Genomic DNA, 23608 nt, shown 5'->3' with positions numbered 1-23608 from the left:
CAATACCAATACCAATAATAAAAAGGAAAAGGTATGAAAAAATTTGTAATCACTATTATAGCGTCGGCTTTGCTCGGCGGATGTGTCCAGCAAAGCACTTTGCCAGCAACGCCGGTTAAAAGCCTAACCAGTAGTGAGATTATTGCATCTACAACAGATGAGCAATGGCGATGGGTAGACCCTGAGAATATTTTAAAACTAACCCTACCTACCGGTGCTGCGTATATTGAGCTCAATCCAGCGCTTGCGCCAAAACACAGTGCTAATATTAAAAAATTGGCACGACAGGGCTTTTATCAGGGCACTCATATTTATCGTTTTGTGGAAGGGTTTGTTGCTCAAGGTGGTGATAGCACGGGTAAAAAGTTAACTAAAACCAAAAATAGCACAGTACCTGCCGAGTTTTATTTAACCACCAACGAGCCGCTTATGATCACTGAAATGGGTGGAGATGGTTATGCACCAATAACCGGGTTTTTAAATGGTTTTGCGGTAGCTCAAAATGAAACGCGTGATCAAACATGGCAAATTCATTGCCATGGTGTCTTTGCAATGGCGCGCGGCAACGATATTAATAGTGCCAGCACAGAGTTTTTCGTCACCATAGGGCAAGGTCCACGTTATTTAGACAAAAATATCACCGTATTTGGGCGAGTACTTACAGGTATGGCACATTTTCATCAGCTAGCGCGCACACCTGAAGGTGGTAGCGAGTTTAACCCCATTACAGATTTACAAGTATTAGCCGACGTTAGCAGCGATAGCAGCCGATTTAAAGTAATGAAAACAGACTCAGATGCATTTAAACAGTTAATCTCAGCACGAGGTAGTCGTAGCGAGGAATGGTTTGCGTATAGCCATAATTACATTGATGTGTGTGGAATGCCAGTGCCAACTAAGCAACTTAACGATTAAAAAAAGGAGCCTCGGGCTCCTTTTTTGCTTAGCTTATTGACGGTTTATTTTTACCGCAAAAGGGGTATCGTTATGATGAGTTGAGCGATATGGATTAATATCAAGGCCGCCACGACGCGTATAGCGCGCATACACTTCAAGCTCTTTAATATTCAATTGAGTGGTTAAGTCGCTATAAATACGCTCCACACATTGCTCATGGAACTCATTATGGGTCCTGAACGAAATTAAATAGCGTAATAATGACTCACGACACACTTGCTCACCAGTATAACGAATAATAATGCTGGCCCAATCCGGCTGTGAAGTAATTAAACAGTTCGATTTAAGCAGGTGACTATGCAAGGTTTCGCTAACCACTTTATCGCTTTGTGATTTTAGAGAATGTGCATCAATATGGTAGTTATCTATTTCAATATCTAACTCATCAATACACTCACCTGGAAGCGGTGTGCAAGGAATACAATTATAATCATCAGCGCTGTATAAGGTCACCTTTACCGGGCTGTTTACCGCATTTGATAAGTCGTCAATTAAATGTTGCTTAACAATTTCAACACTACCAAAGCGGCTTTGATTAAAACTGTTTAAATAAAGCTTAAACGACTTTGACTCTATAATGTGACTACTTTGACATTCGAAAGTAAATATCGCCACCGCAACTTGTGGTTTGCCTTTGGTATTTAACCAAGATAGTTCGTAACCGGTCCAAATATCTTGGCCTTTGAATGGTAATGCGGCTTCATCAATACTCAACGCGTCGCGATTAAGCTTGCGAGCAATAGGAAAAAGCAAGCTGGGCGTGTATTGATCTACATACTCAGTAGATTGACCAAGTACGCTGCCTTTAAGATCGGGAGAATTGCTGTAATCTGTCATGTTTGCTCTTAAATAGTTACAATAGGGACATTATATCTAAATTAAATGAGTTTCACAGTATGTCTGTTGCAATGCAATTAGCCCAACTTCACCAACGCTTTAGTGAAAAAACCATCAAAAATACACAAAAGCAGCCACTCATCGCCCACGATGAGCAATGGCCAAGCTCTTGTGAAATAGGCACAGCCGATGAGCACGGTATGATTCAATGGCAAGCGATAGTGAGAGAGCCTGCAGGTTCTTTGGCAGATCTCGCTAACGCATTAGAGCTTGAATTTCCTGATGAACTTAACCAGTTTTATGGCCATATGTTTGCTGGCAGTATTTTAGCCAGCGTTGATGGTCATCAAGTAGAATTATTACAAGCGTGGAATGAGGATGACTTTGACTTACTGCAACAAAATATCACGGGTCATGTTTTAATGAAGCGAAAGCTAAAGCAAGCGCCAAGTGTTTTTATTGGTTTAACTGATCAAGATGATTTACTTGTTACGGTATTAGTGGAAACAGGGGAAGTGTGCTTAGAATATGTAGGTAAAAAACCGCATCATGTGCTGGCTAATAACCTCAGCGAGTTTATTGCTACATTAACAGTTTAAATGGGCTCGGCGCTACTTATTTAGTGCAACACTTCGCTCGTTTTTCATGGGATTTATTGAAAATCCCATGAAATATTAGACACTAAACCACACGGCTCACACCTAAAATCAAATAAACCAAACCACGGCTCAGGTAATTTCCATTCACCTTGGCAACTTGGGCATTTACGCTTAAGCTCCGAGGTTTTATCAACCCCACCTACACGGTATAAGTAATAGTAAACTGGCTTTTTAGTTAAAAAGCTGATGCGTTTGCTAATATCTTTACCTCGGCGATACAAATCACTTTGTGTGCTGGCTATTTCCTCTAGTGCATGAAATTCACAGCGAGTTGCGCCATTAATTTGAATTTGATCGCATGCTTGCCAATCTTCTTGCCATTTAATCAGGGTTTTATAATCGCCATTGGCAATTGCCGGAATATTAAATAGCGGAACGGGTAAAAAGTCATCGCCACAATACAGTGGGCTGCAGGTGTGCACATAGGTAGTATATAAAATATAGCTTGAGGGCTCTTTACAACCATCGGCGCCGTTTGAATGAATGTCTTGACCTATTATTTTCACTTTAGGTGCTAACAAGCCTGCATCATGAAGCTTTTCAACACTGTGTTTTACAAATTCACTGTTGTTAAGTGGATGCATAGCGTCTTCGGTCGGACACATAACGCGTGTTATAAAATAGCCATCTTTTAACACCGTTGGAAATTCTTCTCCAATGATTTGGCCATTAAAACGTAATGCATTTACCAAGCGGTTTATTGCTTGCTCGGCTTGCTCTAAGGTGGTGTCTTGGTAGCAATCAAATGTTAAATCAACAACAAACATTTATAGTCTCAAATTATTTTGGCGCGAGCAGTGTAAGTAATTGATCTAACTTTTGCTCAATTCTATCTAATTGAGAGCTGTTTTGACCTTCATTACTGGCACTTTGCTTTGGGGTTTTCATTAAATTATAAATTGAATCAGGATTATTCTTATATTGACTCACCGCAGCAATAATAACCGGCATTGGGGTCGGTGTTGTTAAACGACTTTTAGTTAGTGCAACAGTGGGAACTTTGCCTTCATCAAGAAGGACTTTAATAGCTTCAAATACAGCAGCATTCATTCAATTATAACTCTTTTATAAAGTAAGCTCGCAACATTGACGCTGCGAGCGGGTATGGTATCAATAAAGTGGCTAAGGCACATTAAAATGCGCCATAAAATTAATTATTTTTGACGAAGACGTACGTCTAGTTCATCAATTACTTCACTCCAATCGCCATCAACCGCTAGCGATTCGGCAATAAAATGTTGTTGGGCTTCATCCCAAAAGGGAGCATCTTGCAACAAGGTTGTATCGGCAATGGAGTGCGAGGCAATAAATGCATCTATTTGCGCATCCGAATCCGGCAGTCCTAGTTGGGCGAACAAGGTATTAATAGTATGTTTTGTTGTATCCATAATAATGCTCCTAAATGAATTAATATGTATTAACTCTAGGGGGGAATGGTATATCTAGCCAGTTTAACCCTTACTGAATCTATGCTTTATTTACTCAATAGTAAGTCGCTAAAGCATGATCTGACTCAATGCAGTGGATGAGCGTACTAACTAAAATGTAAATTCGCTTATTTGTCTCACTTAGGTATATAGTTATATAAGCATTTGGTCATCGTTGTAGTTCAAAATTAATCCCTTATGCGTTACTTGGCGTAACGATGGGGGTGTAAAATAACAAAGGAAATAAAATGACAGCCACAGCAGAATCGACAGACGCCTTTAGTGTTCAGCATATTGCACCAGAGGATATAAGCACAGCAGCCAGCCTGATATATCAGGCATATCAAAACGATCCTATTTTACAAACACTGCTAGGGTATAACGAAGACAACCCGCTCGATTATGAAAAAAAATTACGTGCACTTATCCGTGAAGAGCTCAGTAGCTTTTGGCAAGAGAAGCAGCCTTTAATCGGCCTTTACCGCAATGATAAATTAAAAGCGGTTGCCTGTGTGTTTGAGTCAAATAGCCAATTACAAGCTGAGCGTTATTGGCATTGGCGATTAAAACTGATGCTAAGTGCAGGTTATTTACAAACGAATCAATTAATTGAAAAAGAAAAAACCATTCGTGACGCCTTAAAGCCGCAAGGGAATTATTACTTTTTAGCGTTTATTGCGGTTGATCCACACTTTCACGGGCAAGGGTTTGGTCGCACTTTACTTAAAGGTTTAGATGGCTTAATACACGATAATCCTGAGTCTTCTGGTATAGCGGTATTTGTGACTCGTGACGAGCATACGAAATTTTTTAAATCGCAAGGCTTTGAGCACTTTAAACAACTTTCATTTAACCAAGTTAAGGGTGAATTACTATTTAAAGTTGCTAATGCTCAATAAAGGTAGTTGTTCATAATGGCGTATCTGTAAGCCTATGTTCCAAATCGGGCACACCAGTGTGAGATATATCCTACATTAGTGTGCTCTTTGTCAGTTTAAATCCATTATTTATCCGTTTATAAGCATCAAGCTTCTGTTATTTATAGCTATTTTAGTTTTTTCAATTTTGTGACATTAAATTTTTTAGTTTTCCTCACTATTATACCCAGCCGTTTGGTTTAAACTTTACTTTGTCAAGACGACATAGCTCAATGACTGAGCTAATGCCATGGATATGGAATCAGGCAGCATAGTAGTGACTAGCAGGAAGCGTAAAGGACAAGTTAACACGGATGCAAGGATGAAACAGGAAGTACATGAAGTACTAAAATAGCTAGGAGCTATTTAAAGGATACCAAGGATGATGCGATAGGATATTGCAGGAGCGTTAGTTTACGCAGGACGGCCAAGGCGGCAAGAGGATATTGCAGGATGCAATGGAGGGCTAACACGGTAGTTTGCTCGTTCAGTGGATGATAAACAAGGATCAGGTAAAGGATACCTTACAGGATGTTGGCAATTAGGGCGTAACTGAGGTTACGCCTTGGTTTTTTGTTTACAAAAATTATATCTTATGTGGTGGCACAACCACACTTTTTAGCTTTTCATCTTCCATGATTAACACTCCCTGATAAGCATTTTCACCATCGCTTGAAAATTCAAAAATAAATTCGCTTTTCATGCCCGGTTTACCACTTTTTAAAATGCCAAACCGACGCTTGCTACAAGCCACACTCATTAGTTGTACCTGCAATTGCTCACTTTGGCGTTTGGCATGAACGTTCGCTGCTTCGGCTATTTTACGATTTAGCCAAAAAAAATAAATTACAGCCCCAATAAGTATGAACGTCCATAAACTAGCCATTTAAGAGAATAACCTTCCAATTGCGCGAGCTAACGTCTCGCTTCTGTTTTCTTTACGTAGTAATGCTAATAAATGTGGGCGAATAGTTGGAATTGCAACTAAATCTGCAAAAATGCTGGGAAATAACTCAGCTATTTTCTCATGGTGCGCACAGTTATCCATAAATACATGCAAACGCTGTGGCTCTTCTAATTGTTTAAAGCAGCGACCTGCAATAGTTAATAAAATGTCTGAGTCTTGCCCAAGCGTAGATTCTAAAGCGCAGTCAACCAGTTGTGCGCTAAGCCCTGTTGCTTGCCCTGATGATATGGCGCGAAGCGCGGCAGAAGCCGTAACCACATCATTATTCTTAAGGGCGGTTTGTCCATAACTTAACAATAACTCACTTAACGTGGGTGGTATTTCGATGTGTTCAAGCATTGCGCTTAATGGTTGTAATACTTCAACAGGTAAATTAGGCCACGCAGCGTGTAAGTGTTTTAAGTTATCAGCACTGTTGAGGCGATAAGCAAAATCAGCAATGCCTTGTAGCGCCACACTTTGCCAATTATCAAAACCAATCTGGCCACTAAAATAAAGCTGGGCATGCTCATAATACTGTGAGGCTGGTTGTTTTAATAACACTTTAACTTGTGCATTAAACGCCGCTAATTTATTAGCATTAGGAGTAAATACGTAAGGGTTATTATCGAGTTTGCCATCGGCTTGTTCGCCGGTAATTTCTGTTCCTAGTGCTTGAATTACCATGTCTGCAAAGTGGTCGCGGCTGGCACTAACGAGTTTACTTTGTTCATCAAGTGGGAATTTTAAAAACCACACATAGGGTTCTTTGCTAGCTTTACTGTCCCAAAATTGAATCGCTAGCCATGCATGGCCTGCTAATGGGTAAGGGTAAGGAACTTGTGCTTGTTCAACAGCTAAAAATTGTTGTTTATCAAGCTTGGTAATATGCCTGCCAATATCAAAAGCACGCCATTGAGTTCCTGCACCGTCTAAAAGCTGGCCTAATGTGGCTATATGTTCACTCATGAATTTCCAACTGTTTTTACTACAAAATTACGCTAATTATACGCCATAGCGACTGTTGAGGGAACAGGGTATAATTGTGCAATATACAAAGTAAAGGGTGATTATGACTGAGCAAACCCAACTCTATTTAACACAATTAACTGCGCTACTTAAAAAGTATCAGCTTTGGCAGAATGAGCCGATTGACTCTGCATTGTTGCATTCAAGCGTCCCTTTTTGCCATGATACGCTTGCATTTGAACAGTGGTTACAGTTTGTATTTATAGAAAAAATTCAACAGATTATTACAATGAAACAACCGTTACCGCGTAATTTTGCGATTGCTCCTATGGCGCAAATGACACTCATTGATAAGTCCGGAAGCGAAGAGATTATTTCTTTGCTGACGCAATTAGATTCATTGCTTGGAGAGCCAGATGACTGAACGTCCAGCGCCAGTTGAATACGGCGAACTGAACATTCTCTATCAAGATGAGAACTATGTAGCGATTGATAAACCATCAGGCTTACTTGTTCATCGCTCCTTTTTAGATAAGCATGAAACTCAATTTGCAATGCAAATGCTACGCGATCAACTCGGTCAGCATGTGTTTCCTGTGCACCGTCTTGATAGGCCGACATCGGGTGTGTTGCTGTTTGCTCTAAGCTCAGAAGCCGCGCGTGATATGAATCAGTTGTTTATTGAGGGCACGATCTCAAAGCGTTATTTAGCTTTGGTACGCGGATTTGCGCCTGAATCTGTTTTTTTAGATAAACCGTTAAAAGAAGAACTAGACAAAATCGCTGATAAATTTGCCGATCAGAATAAAGATGCTCAAGAAGCACAAACTCAGTTTAACTGTTTGCACCAAGCTGCGTTGCCTATTCCCATAGGAAAATACCCAACGGTTAGGTATTCTTTGGTAGAGTGTTTTCCTAAAACAGGGCGTAAACATCAAATTCGTCGCCATTTAAAACATTTGTCGTTACCGATAATTGGCGACGTTAACCATGGTGATAACCAGCATAATCAGTTTTTTAGAGAGCATTTCTCCCTTAGACGATTAATGTTATTTGCTACAGAACTGCGTTTTGTACATCCTTACAGTAATGAATCGATAATAATTAAAGCGCTACTAGGTGATGCAATGTTGAGTATTTGCAAACAGTTAGGGTGGCCAAGTGAAGAAAAGGATTATTAATGGCACATATTAGTATTTTTGTAGGCAGCGTGTATGGTGGTGCTGAACGTTTAAGTGAGCAAATAAGCGATACTATAGAGCAAACTGGCCATCAGGTAAGCGTATTTGCAGAGCCAAGTTTAGAAGATCTAAAAAATGCGACGCATATTTTAATAGTTACTTCAACAACAGGACAAGGCGATATACCCGCTAACTTGGCAGAGCTTTATAATCAGCTTAACAGTACGTTTCCAATGTTAACCAATAAACCATTTGGCATTGTAGCCATGGGTGACAGAAGCTACGGTGATACGTTTTGCGCAGCAGGGCGTAGCTTTGATGAACTATTACGTGACTTACAAGCTAAACCTGTGGGTAACCGACTAGAAATTGATGCCTGTGAAGACTTTGAGCCTTGGCCTGTCACCGAGCCGTGGTTACAAACTTGGCTTGATAAATTACCCTCTTAAATGCGCAGACTCTAAATGAAAAAATATAAACTGAGTTTAATTGTGCTTGCAGGTGGCTTAGGTAGTCGCTTTGGTGGCAATAAACAAATTGCAGAAATTCCAGGGCTAAATTGCACTATTATGGAGCTGAGTATTATTGATGCGCATGCTGCAGGCGTGACGCAGGTGGTGCTGATCATAAACCAAGCGGTACGCAGTGAAATAGAGCGTACTATTTTGCCCCGATTACCTAGTGATATTGATGTGGTGCTGGTGGAGCAACACATTGAAAAGGTGCCCGAACAATTTAAAGCAACACTTTGCCAGCGAGTAAAGCCTTGGGGCACAGGTCATGCTCTGTTGTGTGCCAAAGCCCACATTAATAACCCCGCTATTGTGATCACTGCCGATGACTATTATGGCAAATCTTCGTTTGTATTACTGAGTGAGCACTTTAAAAGAAGCGCTGAATGGGCAATGGTAGGGTATCCGATTATTGATACTCTTTCTGAGCACGGTGGTGTTAATCGTGGGGTATGTAAAATTGCGGATGGAAAGCTTGTTGCCGTAACCGAGTATTTGAATATTCAACAACAGTCTGAGCATATTTTTGGCGATAACCCACAGGGTTTACGTGATAAAATTAGCCCAAACTCCCTAGGCTCGATGAGTTTTTGGGGGATCACCCCCTGCTTTTTTGACTATTTGCAACAAGGCTTTGAAACGTTTTTACAGCAATATAACGTGAATACTCAGCAAGAGTACTTCTTACCTGATCAAATCCAGAAAGCTATTAATGTAAAAGCACAGCCTGTATTTGTATACACTGCAAAAGAGCCTTGGTTTGGTGTTACCTATAAATCAGAACTGACAACCATTGCGGCTACTTTGTGCGCATTACGTCAAGCGTAGCTATTAAATTATTGTCGCCTTGGGCGAAAAGAGTGAAGTAGAAAATGAATACAGTTCCTATAGAAGTTTATTTATCTGAGAGTTTTGGCCTTGACGAGAAGCATGCGAGCATAAAACCCATAGGCAGTGGGCATATAAATACTACTATGTTATTAAGTACTTCGAAGCGGTCACTGGTTGTACAAAAGCTCAATACGGTGGTGTTTCCAAAACCACAGTTACTTGTTGATAATGCGCGATTAATAGAGCAACACTTAAGTAAAAAACAACAAGCAGGTGAATTCAATCTAGCAATAGTACGCCATGTAGCGACGACTCAGAATGACTATTTAGTTAATAATGATGATGATACTTGGCGAGCACTTGAGTTTATTGGTGGCAGTTATAGTGAAGATGTGGTTAATACTGCTAGCCAGGCACAAACAGCGGCCAATGCATTTGGCCAATTTGCGCAAGCGCTACAAGACTTTGACGCGAACAATTTACATGCGGTTATTCCTAATTTTCATAACTTGGCCATGCGTGCAGAAGTATTCAAGCAAGTTGTTAGCACCGATCCTCATAAACGTTTGGCTCATTGTCAGGAAGAGGTTGATTTTTGCCTGTCGCAGCTTTCACTTATCGATGAGCTTAATGCCCTTGAGGGAAAAGTGCCTATTCGTGTGTGCCATAACGATACTAAAATAAACAACATGCTATTTTGCTTAGACTCTAATAATGCAAAAGCGGTGATAGATTTAGATACCTGTATGCCTGGTTATTGGCTTAACGATTTTGGTGATATGGTCAGAACATTTTGCTCTGCAGAGCAAGAAGATTCAACGGCGCTTGAAAAGGTAGGTGTTCGTGAAGATATTTTTGCAGCGATTGTTAAAGGCTATGTTGAGCCACTAAAGGGGGTATTAACACCCGCCGAGAAACAAAGCTTTTGGTTAGGTGCTAAAGTAATGCCCTTTATGATTGGCTTACGCTTTTTAACTGATTATATAGATGGTGATAATTACTTTAGCGTTAAGCATAAGAGACACAACTTAGATCGCGCAAAAAACCAATTTGCCTTATACAAGGATATAGTAAGTAAGCAGCAGGTCTTAAAGGAGATTTTGACTCAGGTATAAACCCAATTAATTATATTGCTCAAAGCGTTATAACTAAAACTTTGAGCAATATAAATTGAGGTTAAACATTGAAAGTATGTGTTAACTTCCAACATCTCAATTTTTTACTTATTAAGCATCCGCTAGTTTTACACGGATTTTGCTTTTGTCTACTGTGGTTTGATTAAGCGCTTTAATTGCGCCTTTAACTTCAATGTCATTAGGCATTTCTACAAAGGCAAAGCCTTTAGATTGGCCTGTTTCTTTATCGAGTACCAAGTTACAGGTGGTCACTTTACCGTGAGCCGTAAATAACGTACGAAGTTCATGCTCAGTAGTGGCACGTGATAAGTTACGAACTAATAATTTCATATATAACCTAAATAATGGGTTCAAGCATAATTATCTCAAGTAACCTTGCTTTAACCTAACGTTATTTTATAAACAGTAAAAATAACTATTAAAAAACAAAAAACCGCCTAATGGCGGTTTTTTATACATTGCGAGAGATTACTTTACTTCTTTACCCGCTGCTTGTTGATCTGCATGATAGCTTGAACGTACAAACGGGCCTGAAGCGGCGTGTGTAAAGCCAATCTCATCAGCATATTCTTTTAATGCGTCAAATTCAGCTGGTGGCACGTAACGCTTAACGGGTAAGTGATGCTTAGACGGTTGTAGGTATTGCCCTACAGTAAGCATATCAACGTTATGAGCACGTAAATCGCGAAGTACTTCCTCGATTTCGCTAATTTCTTCACCAAGGCCAACCATTAAGCCTGATTTTGTTTTAACCTCAGGATGGGCTTCTTTAAAGCGACGTAATAATTCAAGAGACCATTTATAGTCAGCACCTGGGCGCGCAAGTTTGTATAAACGTGGCGCCGTTTCTAGGTTGTGATTAAATACATCTGGCGGCGTTTCAATTAAAATTTCTAACGCTCTGTCCATACGGCCACGAAAATCGGGCACTAAAATCTCAATGGTAATTTCTGGATTATGCTTACGAATTTCGCGGATACAATCAGCAAAGTGCTGAGCACCACCGTCACGTAAATCATCACGGTCTACAGAAGTAATAACCACATAGCTTAACTTCATGTCTTTAATGGTCAGTGCCAGCTTTTCAGGCTCAGCGGCATCAGGTTTTAATGGGCGACCATGTGCAACGTCACAAAATGGACAACGACGTGTACAAATAGCCCCTAAAATCATAAAGGTCGCTGTACCGTGGTTAAAACACTCTGATAAGTTAGGACACGAAGCTTCTTCACATACAGAGTGAAGGCCATGCTTACGCATTGCTTGTTTTATGCCGTCAATTCGCTCGGTTGACTTGGGTAAGCGAATTTTAAGCCACTCTGGCTTACGGAGCATTTCGGTTTTTTCTGTTGGTAAAACTTTAACGGGGATCAACGCCATTTTTTCTGCGTCGCGTAGTTTTACACCTGGTTCCATTTTGACTGGTTTATTCATTCGTTTTCAAACCCTTCAGTATGCTTAACCTGTGTTGCATTAAGCTTCTTGATCATGTGTTTTACCAGCCCTTCACCTGCAGCTTCAAGGTTTTGAGGGCCATTTAGTTCTTTAGTTTGCACCATATTCATGCCCGCATAACCACATGGGTTAATGCGTAAAAATGGACTTAGATCCATATTAACATTTAATGCCAAGCCATGAAATGAGCAGCCACGACGAACTCGTAAACCTAAAGATGCAATTTTACTGTCGTTAACGTAAACACCAGGGGCATCCGCTTTCGCGTATGCATCTATGGCGAACTCTGAAAGGGACTCAATGATGCACTCTTCAAGCCAAGTAACTAGCTCTCGCACCCCAATTTTTAAACGTCGTAAATTAAATAATACATACATCATTTGCTGACCAGGGCCGTGGTAAGTCACCTGTCCACCGCGGTCAACTTTAATCACTTCAATGTCACCTGGGGCGAGTAAGTGCTCATCTTTACCGGCTTGGCCTTGGGTAAATACACTTTCATGCTCTACTAACCAAATTTCATCTGGCGTATTTTCATCACGGGTGTCGGTAAAGTCTTGCATTTTTTGCCAAATCGGCATGTAACGCTGACGACCCAGTTGGCGTACGATTAGGGTGTTTTCGCTCACAACAAATCTCAACTATAGCTTAAAGCATATGGCGCACGTCATCGATATTGCTGATCACGTTGTAAATTTCTTCAATGTGTTTGCCGCTTGTTACTGTGGCCACTAAAGTGACTGACTCATAGTTACCTTTACTGCTCGGTTTTACTTTTGGCGCATAATCACCCGGAGCGATAGGTTGTAACTTTTCTAAAATTTGATCAGTTAAGTTTACGTTTGCTAAACCCATAATTTTAAATGTAAACGGGCAAGGGTACTCTAGGTACTCATCAAATTTAGTGTTTTTAACAGGTTCAACCACGACGGGAACTCCTCAAACAAAAGTGTTGGCTTAACTTATACGTTAAGCTTAAAACTGACAGGCTAATGACAATCTTGAAATGATGTTACTTTTGACCTAAGCCAACGATAGTCATTCAATACGATTGGTATATATGGGGCGCATTCTAGCACTTTTCAAGCAAAAAAAAACGCCTCACAGAAGAGGCGTTCATATTACTTTACTCGTGCTTACATTATTTGTAAGCGTAAGTAGTCATATATTTTGCTGAAGAAGCTACCTTCTTGTATTTCTTCAAGCGTAACTAGCGGATATTGTGCAATATCTTCGCCTTCAAGTTGTAAAAACAGCGTGCCTACTTTAGTGCCTTTAGCTAAAGGTGCTTCAAGCGTATCGTCAAGCTCAAAGTTTGCTTTCAGGTTTTTATGTTGGCCACGAGGGATTGTAATAGGGGTGTCTTCTAAAATACCTAAAGAGACATTCTCTTTGTTACCCATCCAGATGCGTTGCTCTGCAAAACTATCGCCAGCTTTGTAAGGCGTAATTGTTTCAAAAAAGCGGAAACCGTAGTTAAGCAGTTTTTTACTTTCAACTTTACGCGCACGCTCACTTGAAGTACCCATAACTACCGCAATTAAACGCATGTCGTTTTTCGTTGCCGAGGTTACTAAGCTGTAACCCGCATCAGATGTATGGCCTGTTTTAATACCATCTACATCTAAGCTTTCATCCCATAACAACGAGTTACGGTTATATTGCTTTATACCATTGTATGTAAATGACTTTTCTTTATATAGTGCATATTCGTCCGGCACGTCTCTGATTAAGGCTGCACCAAGTGTGGCCATATCGCGTGGCGTTGTGTAGTGCTCGTCTGTATCAAGACCGTGACTATTAATAAAGTGAGTATTTGTCATGCCTATCTTTTCAGCATGGGCATTCATTAAATCTGCAAAGGCACTTTCGCTGCCTGCAATATGCTCAGCCATGGCAACACAGGCATCATTACCTGATTGCACAATAATACCGTGATTAAGTTCATCTACACTTACTTGCTTACCCACTTCAATGAACATTTTAGATGATTCAGGAAAGTTTTTTGCCCACGCTTTTTCACTGATAGTTACCATATCGGTGGGTGCGATATTACCCGCATTTATTTCTGTACCAATTACATAACTAGTCATCATTTTAGTTAAGCTAGCAGGAGCAAGTTTTGTATCAGCTTCACCTTCTGCAATCACTTTACCTGTGGTGAAGTCCACCAAAAAGTAACCTTTAGCATTAACTTGAGGAGGGGCTGGAATAATTTGTGCGGTGGCTGAAAAGACGGCGGCAGAACAGACTAAGCCGCAAACACCAGTAAGAATTTTATGTTTAATAGATTTCATCATACTCATTAATGGTTAAAGTTAAAAATATGCATTCTCCCTATTCTAAAGGGCTTACTGAGTGTAAAGCAAGAACGCGTTTTGAAATTGATTTTGTTTTAATGTTTCTAGTACTTGTTGCGCGTGTTGGGCATCTTTTATCGGCCCTAAGTGCAATCTATAAATACCGTCTTTTTCGACGATATTTGTTGGTAATTTATATTGCTCTCGTAGTGTGTGTGCCAATGCTTCTATGTTGGCTAACGTACTACCTGCAGCTACTTGAACATAGGTTTTTCGTGCATGGGTATCTGCAAGGGTAATCGCTTCAAGCTTAACCTTTGCTGTACCGTATTTATGGTAGCCAAGTTTATAGGCTGCAGCATAAGAAAGATCAATGATTCTATCGTCATGAAAAGGCCCGCGATCGTTAACCCGTACTATAACAGATTGGCCATTGGCTGTATTTGTTACGCGCACAAAACTCGGTAAGGGCAAGGTTTTGTGAGCTGCCGTCATAGCGAACATATCGTAAATTTCGCCGTTAGAGGTGTGATAACCATGAAATTTTCGGCCATACCATGAGGCAATGCCCGTTTCTGAATAACCTGCTTCATCGAGCATAGGGGTATAACGTTTGCCCAACACTTCGTAAGGGCGTGTGGTGCTCGCGCTTTTTATAACTTTAGTGACAATAGCATCTTGCATTTCTAATTCAGTTGGTGCTCGAAGAGGCGCTGCATCATGGCGCATGCTGTAACGGCTATTTGAACTGCTACATGCACTTAAAAAGAGGCTAACGAGTGTAATAATTATAAGTTGTTTATAAAGGCGCATTATTTTAAGAGCATCCTTTTATCTGTGGCAATCGACATAATAATGCCAAATGCAGCCATCAAGGTCACCATTGAGGTGCCGCCATAACTAATTAATGGTAAGGGAACACCTACAACAGGTAATAAACCCGAGACCATACCAATGTTTACAAAAATATAAACGAAAAATGTCAGAATGAGTGAGCCCGCGAGTAACTTGCCAAAGGCATCTTGGGCATTAACGGCAATATAAAGTCCGCGACCAATAATGAATAGGTATAGGCTCAGTAAAACACACACACCGAACAGGCCAAACTCCTCACTCAGTACTGAAAAAATAAAATCAGTATGTCTTTCAGGTAAAAATTCTAGTTGTGATTGTGTGCCTTGCAACCAGCCTTTGCCTTCTATACCGCCTGAACCAATCGCTATTTTTGATTGGATTATATGATAGCCAGAACCAAGCGGATCGCTCTCTGGATCTAAAAAGGTCAGCACTCTCTGTTTTTGATAATCGTGCATACCATAGTGCCAAAATGGCCATGCCGCTAAGGCAACAACAGAGCTTAAAAAGCCAATTAAACGCCAACTCAAGCCAGATAAAAACAACACAAATACACCCGAACTGGCAATCAAAATTGAGGTGCCCAAATCAGGCTGTTCTTTAATAAGTAGGGTAGGTAGCATAACAATGGCAAAGCCAATCACTAAATGCAGCGCTCGAGGGGGTAAATGATTACGGCCAATATACCAAGCCACCATCATAGGAACCGCTAATTTCATCAGCTCTGAGGGTTGAAAGCGGGTGATGCCTAAATCTAACCAGCGTTGCGCACCTTTGGAGCTCACACCAAATAGGAGTACTCCAACCAGCATGAGTAGTCCTAAGCAATACATAGGGATGACTAAGCGTTTTAAAGTTGCTGGAGGGATTTGTGCTAACACAAACATACCAATAATAGCACCAGCCATACGGGTACCGTGGCGCATCATCATTGCAGAGTCTTGGCCAGAGGCACTGTAAACAATTGTGATGCTGCCTGCCATCATTAGTAATAAAGCAATAAAAAGCGGCAAATCAATATGCAAGCGCAGCCAAATAGAACGCTTATCATGTAAAGCCGTCATGGAACTTTACTCCCTGATGATTGAATGGGGTTAGCAGCAAAATAGTAATCCATTAATTGGCGCGCAATTGGGGCACCTACTGAGCTGCCGCCCCCAGTATTTTCTACCACAATAGAGACAACGATTTGAGGGTTATCGTATGGGGCAAAACCGACGTAAATGGCGTTATCACGCTGGCGCTCTTTAAGTGCATCGGCGTCATAGCGCTCGCCTTGAGCAATACTGACCACTTGGGCGGTACCGGTTTTACCTGCTGGGTCGTATGTAGCCCCTTTAAACGCACGATGTGCTGTACCGGTAGTCTTTTTAACCGTGTTATGCATGGCATCAATAGCAATGCGCCAGTGATCCTCGTTATCAAGAACAACAGGTGGCTTTTCTTCATTATTGAGCTGGGTAATTTGGTCTTCTTTTTTAGCTATTTGCACTAAATGAGGTGGATGATTTATCCCTCTGTTAACTAAAATATTTGTCGCATTAGCTATTTGAATCGGGGTGGCAGTCCAATAACCTTGGCCAATCCCGACAGAAATAGTATCGCCACGCCACCATGACTCTTTAAAACGATCTTCTTTCCACTCTTTTGAGGGTAAAATAGCGGTTGCTTCTTCATGTATATCAATACCTGAAAGTTCACCAAAGCCAAAACGGGCCATAAAGTTACTTATTTTAGTGATCCCCATACGGTACGCTGCATCATAAAAATAAGTATCGCATGACTCTTCTATGGCTTTGTAAACATCAACATGGCCATGGCCCCAACGTCGCCAATCGCGCCATTTATGCTTTACGTTTGGTATTTGAAAAAAACCGGGATCCCACATGGTGGTGGTTTCTTGCACTATATTTTCTTCTAATGCCAAAATAGCCATGTGCGGCTTAATAGTCGATGCTGGTGCATAGCGTCCTTGAGTGGTACGGTTTATAAGCGGGAGATCTGGATTAAGTAGGGCTTTGTAGTCTTTGCTGCTAATACCGTGCACAAATAAATTTGGGTCATAACTTGGGTTTGAATAAAGCGCTAGAACGCCGCCATCTTTTGCATCCATTACCACAATAGCGCCGCGCATATCTTTAAGTGCATGTTGGGCTATTTGTTGTAAACCAATGTCGAGAGTAAGTACTAAATCATCCCCCGGCTGCGGTGGTTCCATGTTTAAGGTGCGAATAATACGGCCACGGTTGTTTACCTCAACTCGCTGTGAGCCGACCTGACCATGTAGTAACGGCTCGTAATATTTTTCGATACCTAGCTTGCCAATATCATGAGTAGCTCTGTAGTTGGTGGCTTCACCTTGTTGCTCAAGTTTGTTTAGCTCTTTTCTATTGAGCTTAGCAACGTAGCCTAATGCATGGGTTAAGGTATCGCCAAAGGGATAATATCTCGCTAGGCGCGCTTCAATGCTAAACCCTGGGAATTTATGCTGGTTTACTGAAAACATCGCTACTTCGTTTTCATTTAAACGGGCTTTGAGGACTTGGCTTTTAAAACGTCGAGTATGTTTTATATCATCAAGAAAATCAGCTTGTTGTTGCTCGGTTATTTCAATAATTTTGCTGATAGACTTCAAAGAGGCGGTTAAATCATCAACTTCTTCGGGGATCACTTCAAGGTTATAAACGGGCTTATTTTCGGCCAGTAAAACACCGTTGCGGTCGTAAATAAGTCCGCGATTAGGTGCAATAGGGATTACTTTTATGCGGTTGTCATTAGAGCGAGTTTGGTAATCTTGGTGGTCGTCAACTTGAATGGTGTACAAGTTAGACAATAATATGGCTACTAAGGCTAAGATAAAAATAAAACCCACAAATGCACGCCGAGCAAATAAATTAGCTTCTGCTGAGTGGTCGCGAATAGTGGGTCTTCGTTTTAGCATGGCAAGAAACTACTCGCGATGATAAGGGTGGTTGTTATTTAAGCTCCAGCCTCTGTAAAGGCTTTCAGCAACAATAATGCGTACTAAAGGGTGTGGGAGCGTTAAATTTGATAACGACCATTTTTGCTCAGAGGCCGCAATACACTCGGGAGCTAAGCCTTCTGGTCCGCCAATCAGTAAACTGACATCGCGACCATCAAGTTGCCACTTTTCCATGTTTTTCGCTAGCTGGTGAGTATCCAGTGCTTTACCGGTTACTTCTAGTGTGACAATACGATTGCCTTTAGGTATGGCGGCTAAGGTTTTTTCACCTTCAATGTGCAAAATACGCTTTATATCTGCGTTTTTGCCACGTTTACCTGCAGGTATTTCGATTAGTTCCAGTGCCATATCTTTGGGAAAGCGGCGCTGATATTCTGCAAAACCTGTTTCTACCCATGCTGGCATTTTTGTACCAACAGCAATCATTTGTATTTTCACGACGTTACTTCCAAGCGTTGTCTAAAATAGGGAGCTATTAGCCCCAAAGCTTTTCTAGATCGTAATAGCTACGTGCTTGATCTTGCATAACGTGAACAATCACATCACCTAAATCAACTAATGCCCATTCGCCATCGCTTTGGCCTTCGTAGCCTAATGGCTCTTCACCAGCGTGACGAGCTTCTTTTGCTAAGTTATCAGCAATTGACAATACATGACGTCTTGATGTGCCTGAACATACAATCATGTAATCGGTTACGTCTGAAGTGCCAGTTACGTCAAGTTGAATCACATCACGTGCTTTCATATCGTCAATTTTGTCTAGTGCAAAAGCGAGTAGTTGTTTCGAATCCAAGGTTTTGTCTCAATTTAAAATTTAATAGCGGTTATTTTAACACGCTGAGGGGTTTATACCAATCACTCTTGATAAAGCTGGTGCTGCTCAATATAGTGACTCACGGTGTCGGGTAATAGTTCACTCTTTTTAATACTTTTTTTAAGAGCTTGACGGATAGTGCTGGATGCGGCATCCAGTTGCTTACCTTCTAAAAAGTAAAGGTGTCCGCCATTTTTTTCGTTCAGTAGTGAAATATCGTTGTTCATAGCCTGCTGTTTGTAGTTTTTAAGTTCACCTTGTACATCACAGTTTTGACCTGGGCGTTGATACACCACTATATGGCATAGACTCGTTATTGTTTGCCACTGATACCATTTATCAAGGTTGTTGAATGAGTCCATACCAATTAAAAATAGAATCGGGGTATCGGGATTTTCTGCTCTTAGTTCTTGCAAGCTTAATAAAGAATACGACGGGCCGCTACGTTTTAGCTCCCGTAAATCAAGCTTAAACTGCGAATATGGTTTAATTGCGGTTTTAAGCATTGCAATACGATGCTCGGTGCTGATCCCCGGTGCCGCTTTGTGTGCGGGTATTGCACAGGGCATAAAATAGAGTGAGTGTAATTTAAAGGTCGCAACGCATTGCTGCGCCATATTAAGGTGCCCAAAATGAACAGGGTCAAAAGTGCCACCAAAAATTGCAATCATGGTATTTTTCCTTTACTGGCGGTTAGTATGACACGGCAGTGGAATATCGAGTGGTTGGCAAAATTTAATACAAATATGTGCTAATGCTTGATAGGGGGCAATTAATACACCTTGTTTGTAGCTTGCATCAAATAATGCCAGTTCACTGCTAATACTTTCAAGGGTGTGAATATTTAGTCTGTTTATCGCTGTTTGTACCGGCACTTGCTGATTTTTCCAAATCGCTTTTTGTTTAAACAGGGTCGCTAATGACTCACCTTGCAATAACCCTTGTTGTACACTGATTAAGGTATTTAAATCTTTATTGATGGCCCATAAAATACTCACCACTTCAGTGTTATCACTGGCAAGCTTATTTAATACTTTTATTGCTTGTGTAGTATAGCCGTTTAACAGGGCATCACTTAAATCAAAAATATCGAATTTAGATTGGTTTAGTAGCCCTTGCATTACCAGTTGTTGGGTAATGAGAGCGTCACCATGTATTAGTGACAGCTTTTCAAGCTCTTGGAAACAAGCCAGTAAATTGCCTTCAGTGGCATTAATTAAACTGAGCTTAGCCTCGTTTTGTAAATTAAGTGACAAGCGTTGGCATTGTTCATCAAGCCAACGTTTTAAGTGATTACCACTAAGCGGATAGCAGGGTACAAATAACCCTTGCTTATCGAGTGCTTTAAACCACGCACCGCGTTGCACATCTTGGCTTGCTTTGGCGCCTTTAACAATTAAAATGGTGTCAGGATTTTCAAGTTCAACAACCTTTTTAAAGGTGTTAGCACCGGGTGTACCAGGTTTTTGCTGGTTTAAGTCAAGCTCAATAATTGTACGCGCACTAAATAACGACATACTTTGGTATTGCGCTATGATTTCCTGCCAATCAAAGCCTTGGGCTAAAGTGAATTTAATTACTTCATCAAAGCCTTGCGCTTTTGCGCTGTCGCGTATGAGCTGTACACATTGCGCTTCTTGAAAAGGCTCTTCACCAAAAACCAAATAAAAAGGTTTTAACCCCTTTTTTAATTCGCTAGGCAGCTGATTTGCATAACAACGCATTATAGTTGCGACAACTCTCTAACAATTCGACGACTCGCTTGCTGGCGAATTTCGCTGATCAGTAGTTCAAGCTCTTTTGCTTTAGCTAGTGCGTTGTCAGGATCATCTTGGTAATTACGGTAAAGCTCAAAACGTTTTTCAATGGCTTCTTGTTTTGGGCGTTTTACAACATAACTCACACTGTATGCCAGTTCATATTCAGCTACTTGTCCGTTTTGAAACAACGACAAGGTTTGGCGCTCTAGCTGCTCTTTAAATAAATATAGTTGCGCAGACTGTTTACTAGCAGGGAGTAAAGTGACATCGCTCATAGTCAGTTCTGTTTGCAAATAGCTAAACAAAGCTGATTTTTGATCATCACCCACCAAGGTTAGCTGTTTTAAATCATCGGGTAGGCTTGATGCTTTTTTAAGGTGAAAGCCACAGCTCGATAACAAAAAACAGACTAGCGCTAAGGCTAGTCCGTTTTTAATGGCATTTAAAGTAGCCATATTAGTTAGCTACCACGTTAAGCAATTTACCTGGTACATAAATTACTTTGCGGATTGTTGCACCATCAGTAAATTTAGTGACGTTAGATTCTGCAAACGCGAGTGCTTCTACTTGCTCTTGCGTTGCATCAGCTGCAACCGTTAGTTTTGCACGTAATTTACCGTTTACTTGTACGATGATTAATTTTTCATCTTCAACTAGGGCAGATTCGTCAACTTTTGGCCATGCTGCATCTAAAATATCACCTTCTTTACCTAGCTCTTGCCATAACTGATGCGATAAATGCGGTGTTATTGGTGCTAGCATAATAAGTAATGCTTCTAATGCCTCGTTAGCAATGGCAACATCTTGAGTGTCGTTTAATGGCGCTTTTAATAACTTATTAGACAGCTCCATGATTGCGGCAATCGCAGTGTTGAATGTTTGACGACGTTCAACATCATCGCTCACTTTTGCAATGGCTTTATGTAGCTCACGGCGAAGTACTTTTTGTGGGTTAGTAAGCGACGATTTATCAAGTGCTTGGAAGCCAACCGTTTTAACATCTACCGCGTATTTCCATACACGTTTTAAGAAACGGTGTGCGCCTTCAACCCCTGAATCTGACCATTCAAGCGTTTGCTCCGGTGGTGCAGTAAACATCATAAATAAACGCACGGTATCTGCACCGTATTGAGCAATTACTTCTTGTGGGTCTATGCCGTTATTTTTCGACTTAGACATTTTGCTCATGCCAGATGAGAACACAGGTTCACCATCATCGACGTGCCATGCCTTGGTTACACGGCCTTTGTCGTCGGTTTCGGTATTTACATCACTTGGCGAAATCCATACATCGCCGCCTTTTTCATCTTTACGATAAAATGTTTCGGCAAGTACCATACCTTGACAAAGTAAGCGGTCGAATGGCTCGTCTGAATTTACTAAACCAAAGTCACGTAGTAATTTATGGAAAAAGCGCGAGTACAATAAGTGTAAAATTGCGTGCTCAATACCACCAATGTATTGGTTTACTGGTAACCAATAGTTAGCGGCTGCTGGATCTAACATACCCTCGTCATGGCGCGGGCTACAGTAGCGAGCGTAATACCATGATGACTCCATAAAGGTGTCAAAAGTATCAGTTTCATGAGTGGCTGGTACACCATTTACAGTTGTTTTAGCCCATTCTGGGTCCGCTTTAATTGGTGAGGTAACGCCATTCATTACCACATCTTCTGGTAAACGCACTGGTAGCATATCTTCAGTGGCAGCAAGCTCATTACCATTCTCATCACTCAGCATTGGAATTGGCGAACCCCAGTAACGCTGACGGCTTACACCCCAATCGCGTAGACGGAAGTTTACTTTACGCTCTCCCACACCTAATGCTTCTAGCTTGTCGGCAACAGCATTAAAGGCGTTTTCAAAATCAAGGCCATCAAATTCACCTGAGTTTACTAATACCCCTTTTTCGGTGAATGCTTCTTGAGCTAGGTTTACTTCAAGCTCAGAGCCTTCAACTGGCGCAATAACTTGTTTAATATCTAGGCCGTAAGCTGTTGCAAATTCAAAGTCACGTTGGTCGTGCGCAGGTACTGCCATTACCGCACCTGAGCCGTAATGCATTAATACAAAGTTAGCAACCCAAATTGGTAGCTGCTCGCCCGTTAATGGGTGAGTGGCGTAAAAGCCTGTTGCAATACCTTTTTTCTCCATGGTTGCCATGTCTGCTTCAGCAACTTTGGTGTTTTTGCATTCTTCAACAAACATTGCAATCGCGTCGCTATTTTTAGCCGCTTCTTGTGCAATAGGGTGGCCACCAGCAACGGCTAGGTATGTTACGCCCATAAATGTATCTGGGCGTGTAGTGTATACGCTAAATTTTTCGTTGCTATCGGTACGCGTAAATTCTATGTCTAAGCCTTCAGAACGACCAATCCAGTTGCGCTGCATGGTTTTAACTTGTTCAGGCCAGTCTTCTAATTTGTCTAAATCGTCTAATAGCTCTTGTGCGTAGTCGGTAATTTTAATAAACCACTGTGGAATTTCTTTTTGTTCCACTACCGCACCTGAACGCCAACCGCGGCCGTCAATTACTTGCTCGTTAGCTAGTACAGTTTGATCGACCGGATCCCAGTTAACCGTTGACATTTTTTTGTACACTAGGCCTTTTTCGTAAAGCTTAGTGAAAAACCATTGTTCCCATTTGTAATATTCTGGGTGGCAGGTTGCAATTTCGCGATCCCAATCGTAGCCAAAACCTAATTGCTTAAGTTGGTTACGCATGTAGTCAATATTTTCGTAAGTCCACTTTGCAGGGGCTGTTTTATTTTTAATAGCCGCGTTTTCTGCAGGTAAACCAAACGCATCCCAACCCATAGGTTGCATTACGTTCTTGCCTTGCAAGCGCTGGAAGCGAGAAACCACGTCACCAATGGTATAGTTACGCACATGACCCATATGCAGTCGACCACTTGGGTAGGGAAACATTGAGAGACAATAGTATTTTTCTTTGCTCTCATCTTCTGTGGCTTTAAATACTTGGTTTTCTTCCCAGTAGCGTTGGACTTTTGACTCTATGTCTTGTGGGTTATATTGCTCTTGCATTTACGTTTCCAAACTTCTTGCATA

The 23608-nt window shown here is 41.1% G+C and carries 28 protein-coding genes; 8 read left to right on the top strand and 20 right to left on the bottom strand.

Annotation, left to right across the window (positions count from 1 at the left end; translation table 11 throughout):
- Positions 1–33 precede the first annotated feature (33 nt).
- Complete coding sequence (locus tag FLM54_RS10295; protein WP_178956317.1) at positions 34–915, top strand: peptidylprolyl isomerase; 882 nt, start codon at positions 34–36, stop codon at positions 913–915.
- A gap of 33 nt (positions 916–948) precedes the next feature.
- On the opposite strand, the gene queF is transcribed toward FLM54_RS10295, so the two are convergent.
- Positions 949–1794, bottom strand: coding sequence for an NADPH-dependent 7-cyano-7-deazaguanine reductase QueF (queF, locus tag FLM54_RS10290; protein ID WP_010388241.1), 846 nt, complete (start codon positions 1792–1794; stop codon positions 949–951).
- Between the two features lie 59 nt (positions 1795–1853).
- Between queF and syd the strand changes: the two genes are divergently transcribed.
- Positions 1854–2393: a SecY-interacting protein gene (gene syd / locus FLM54_RS10285; RefSeq protein ID WP_178956316.1), complete on the top strand. Its 540-nt coding sequence runs from the start codon at positions 1854–1856 to the stop codon at positions 2391–2393.
- Positions 2394–2446: 53 nt separating this feature from the next.
- On the opposite strand, the gene FLM54_RS10280 is transcribed toward syd, so the two are convergent.
- From FLM54_RS10280 to FLM54_RS10270, 3 genes are all read right to left on the bottom strand, one after another.
- Positions 2447–3220 carry a Zn-ribbon-containing protein gene (locus FLM54_RS10280; protein ID WP_178956315.1) on the bottom strand — a complete coding sequence of 258 codons (774 nt, stop codon included), beginning with the start codon at positions 3218–3220 and terminating at the stop codon, positions 2447–2449.
- Positions 3221–3233: 13 nt separating this feature from the next.
- Positions 3234–3503, bottom strand: coding sequence for a hypothetical protein (locus tag FLM54_RS10275; protein ID WP_054202444.1), 270 nt, complete (start codon positions 3501–3503; stop codon positions 3234–3236).
- Positions 3504–3607: 104 nt separating this feature from the next.
- Entirely contained in the window at positions 3608–3841 is a 234-nt protein-coding gene (locus FLM54_RS10270) for a DUF2789 domain-containing protein (protein WP_010388246.1), read from the bottom strand.
- Between the two features lie 287 nt (positions 3842–4128).
- Here FLM54_RS10270 and FLM54_RS10265 point away from each other — a divergent pair, with 287 nt between their 5' ends.
- Positions 4129–4779 carry a GNAT family N-acetyltransferase gene (locus FLM54_RS10265; protein WP_008109415.1) on the top strand — a complete coding sequence of 217 codons (651 nt, stop codon included), beginning with the start codon at positions 4129–4131 and terminating at the stop codon, positions 4777–4779.
- A 604-nt stretch (positions 4780–5383) separates the two neighbouring features.
- Here FLM54_RS10265 and FLM54_RS10260 read toward each other — a convergent pair.
- Both FLM54_RS10260 and FLM54_RS10255 read right to left on the bottom strand, forming a co-directional pair.
- Complete coding sequence (locus FLM54_RS10260; protein ID WP_008109417.1) at positions 5384–5683, bottom strand: DUF3301 domain-containing protein; 300 nt, start codon at positions 5681–5683, stop codon at positions 5384–5386.
- Positions 5684–6712, bottom strand: coding sequence for a DUF3549 family protein (locus FLM54_RS10255; protein ID WP_055012793.1), 1029 nt, complete (start codon positions 6710–6712; stop codon positions 5684–5686).
- 103 nt (positions 6713–6815) lie between these two features.
- Between FLM54_RS10255 and FLM54_RS10250 the strand changes: the two genes are divergently transcribed.
- Genes FLM54_RS10250 through FLM54_RS10230 form a run of 5 tightly spaced genes read left to right on the top strand, consistent with a single transcriptional unit; the run spans position 6816 to position 10351 of the window.
- The gene (locus FLM54_RS10250; protein ID WP_138604999.1) at positions 6816–7136 is read left to right on the top strand and encodes a YqcC family protein; all 321 of its coding nucleotides are present in this window, start codon (positions 6816–6818) and stop codon (positions 7134–7136) included.
- Positions 7129–7893, top strand: coding sequence for a tRNA pseudouridine(65) synthase TruC (truC, locus tag FLM54_RS10245; protein ID WP_138604998.1), 765 nt, complete (start codon positions 7129–7131; stop codon positions 7891–7893). Before FLM54_RS10250 ends, truC begins: the two co-directional genes overlap by 8 nt.
- Positions 7893–8342 carry a flavodoxin gene (locus tag FLM54_RS10240; RefSeq protein WP_138604997.1) on the top strand — a complete coding sequence of 150 codons (450 nt, stop codon included), beginning with the start codon at positions 7893–7895 and terminating at the stop codon, positions 8340–8342. The genes truC and FLM54_RS10240 overlap by 1 nt, the downstream gene beginning before the upstream one ends.
- 15 nt (positions 8343–8357) lie before the next feature.
- Positions 8358–9233, top strand: coding sequence for an NTP transferase domain-containing protein (locus FLM54_RS10235; protein WP_138604996.1), 876 nt, complete (start codon positions 8358–8360; stop codon positions 9231–9233).
- A 44-nt stretch (positions 9234–9277) separates the two neighbouring features.
- Entirely contained in the window at positions 9278–10351 is a 1074-nt protein-coding gene (locus FLM54_RS10230) for a phosphotransferase enzyme family protein (RefSeq protein ID WP_008109430.1), read from the top strand.
- A 111-nt stretch (positions 10352–10462) separates the two neighbouring features.
- On the opposite strand, the gene FLM54_RS10225 is transcribed toward FLM54_RS10230, so the two are convergent.
- The 14 genes from FLM54_RS10225 to leuS form a co-directional block, all read right to left on the bottom strand.
- The gene (locus FLM54_RS10225; RefSeq protein ID WP_008109433.1) at positions 10463–10702 is read right to left on the bottom strand and encodes an RNA recognition motif domain-containing protein; all 240 of its coding nucleotides are present in this window, start codon (positions 10700–10702) and stop codon (positions 10463–10465) included.
- 138 nt (positions 10703–10840) lie between these two features.
- Positions 10841–11806 (bottom strand): lipoyl synthase, encoded by a 966-nt coding sequence (gene lipA, locus FLM54_RS10220; protein ID WP_008109434.1) that lies wholly within the window; start codon positions 11804–11806, stop codon positions 10841–10843.
- Positions 11803–12456 (bottom strand): lipoyl(octanoyl) transferase LipB, encoded by a 654-nt coding sequence (gene lipB / locus FLM54_RS10215; protein ID WP_010388277.1) that lies wholly within the window; start codon positions 12454–12456, stop codon positions 11803–11805. Before lipB ends, lipA begins: the two co-directional genes overlap by 4 nt.
- Positions 12457–12475: 19 nt before the next feature.
- Positions 12476–12754, bottom strand: a complete 279-nt coding sequence (ybeD, locus tag FLM54_RS10210; protein ID WP_008109437.1) for a DUF493 family protein YbeD — start codon at positions 12752–12754, stop codon at positions 12476–12478.
- 209 nt (positions 12755–12963) lie between these two features.
- Positions 12964–14124, bottom strand: coding sequence for a serine hydrolase (locus tag FLM54_RS10205; protein ID WP_008468004.1), 1161 nt, complete (start codon positions 14122–14124; stop codon positions 12964–12966).
- Positions 14125–14178: 54 nt separating this feature from the next.
- On the bottom strand, positions 14179–14940 hold the full coding sequence (locus FLM54_RS10200; RefSeq protein WP_178956314.1) for a septal ring lytic transglycosylase RlpA family protein: 762 nt from the start codon (positions 14938–14940) through the stop codon (positions 14179–14181).
- Positions 14940–16046, bottom strand: a complete 1107-nt coding sequence (gene rodA / locus FLM54_RS10195; RefSeq protein ID WP_178956313.1) for a rod shape-determining protein RodA — start codon at positions 16044–16046, stop codon at positions 14940–14942. The genes FLM54_RS10200 and rodA overlap by 1 nt, the downstream gene beginning before the upstream one ends.
- Positions 16043–17923: a penicillin-binding protein 2 gene (gene mrdA / locus FLM54_RS10190; protein WP_178956312.1), complete on the bottom strand. Its 1881-nt coding sequence runs from the start codon at positions 17921–17923 to the stop codon at positions 16043–16045. Before mrdA ends, rodA begins: the two co-directional genes overlap by 4 nt.
- A 9-nt stretch (positions 17924–17932) precedes the next feature.
- A complete protein-coding gene (gene rlmH / locus FLM54_RS10185) occupies positions 17933–18403 on the bottom strand; it encodes a 23S rRNA (pseudouridine(1915)-N(3))-methyltransferase RlmH (RefSeq protein ID WP_002958522.1) in 471 nt (156 codons plus the stop codon).
- Positions 18404–18440: 37 nt separating this feature from the next.
- Positions 18441–18758, bottom strand: a complete 318-nt coding sequence (gene rsfS / locus FLM54_RS10180) for a ribosome silencing factor (RefSeq protein WP_010388304.1) — start codon at positions 18756–18758, stop codon at positions 18441–18443.
- Positions 18759–18820: 62 nt separating this feature from the next.
- Positions 18821–19450, bottom strand: a complete 630-nt coding sequence (nadD, locus tag FLM54_RS10175; protein ID WP_178956311.1) for a nicotinate-nucleotide adenylyltransferase — start codon at positions 19448–19450, stop codon at positions 18821–18823.
- Positions 19451–19462: 12 nt separating this feature from the next.
- The gene (gene holA / locus FLM54_RS10170) at positions 19463–20503 is read right to left on the bottom strand and encodes a DNA polymerase III subunit delta (RefSeq protein ID WP_178956310.1); all 1041 of its coding nucleotides are present in this window, start codon (positions 20501–20503) and stop codon (positions 19463–19465) included.
- Positions 20503–20994, bottom strand: coding sequence for an LPS assembly lipoprotein LptE (gene lptE, locus FLM54_RS10165; RefSeq protein WP_178956309.1), 492 nt, complete (start codon positions 20992–20994; stop codon positions 20503–20505). The genes holA and lptE overlap by 1 nt, the downstream gene beginning before the upstream one ends.
- Before the next feature lies 1 nt (position 20995).
- Entirely contained in the window at positions 20996–23584 is a 2589-nt protein-coding gene (gene leuS, locus FLM54_RS10160) for a leucine--tRNA ligase (protein WP_178956308.1), read from the bottom strand.
- Between the last annotated feature and the right edge of the window lie 24 nt (positions 23585–23608).

Origin of the sequence: Pseudoalteromonas sp. Scap25 (assembly GCF_013394125.1) — a bacterium.
Taxonomy (GTDB): Bacteria; Pseudomonadota; Gammaproteobacteria; order Enterobacterales; family Alteromonadaceae; genus Pseudoalteromonas.
The sequence above is the reverse complement of the archived record's forward strand: the minus strand, read 5'-3'. Positions and strand labels throughout refer to the sequence as shown.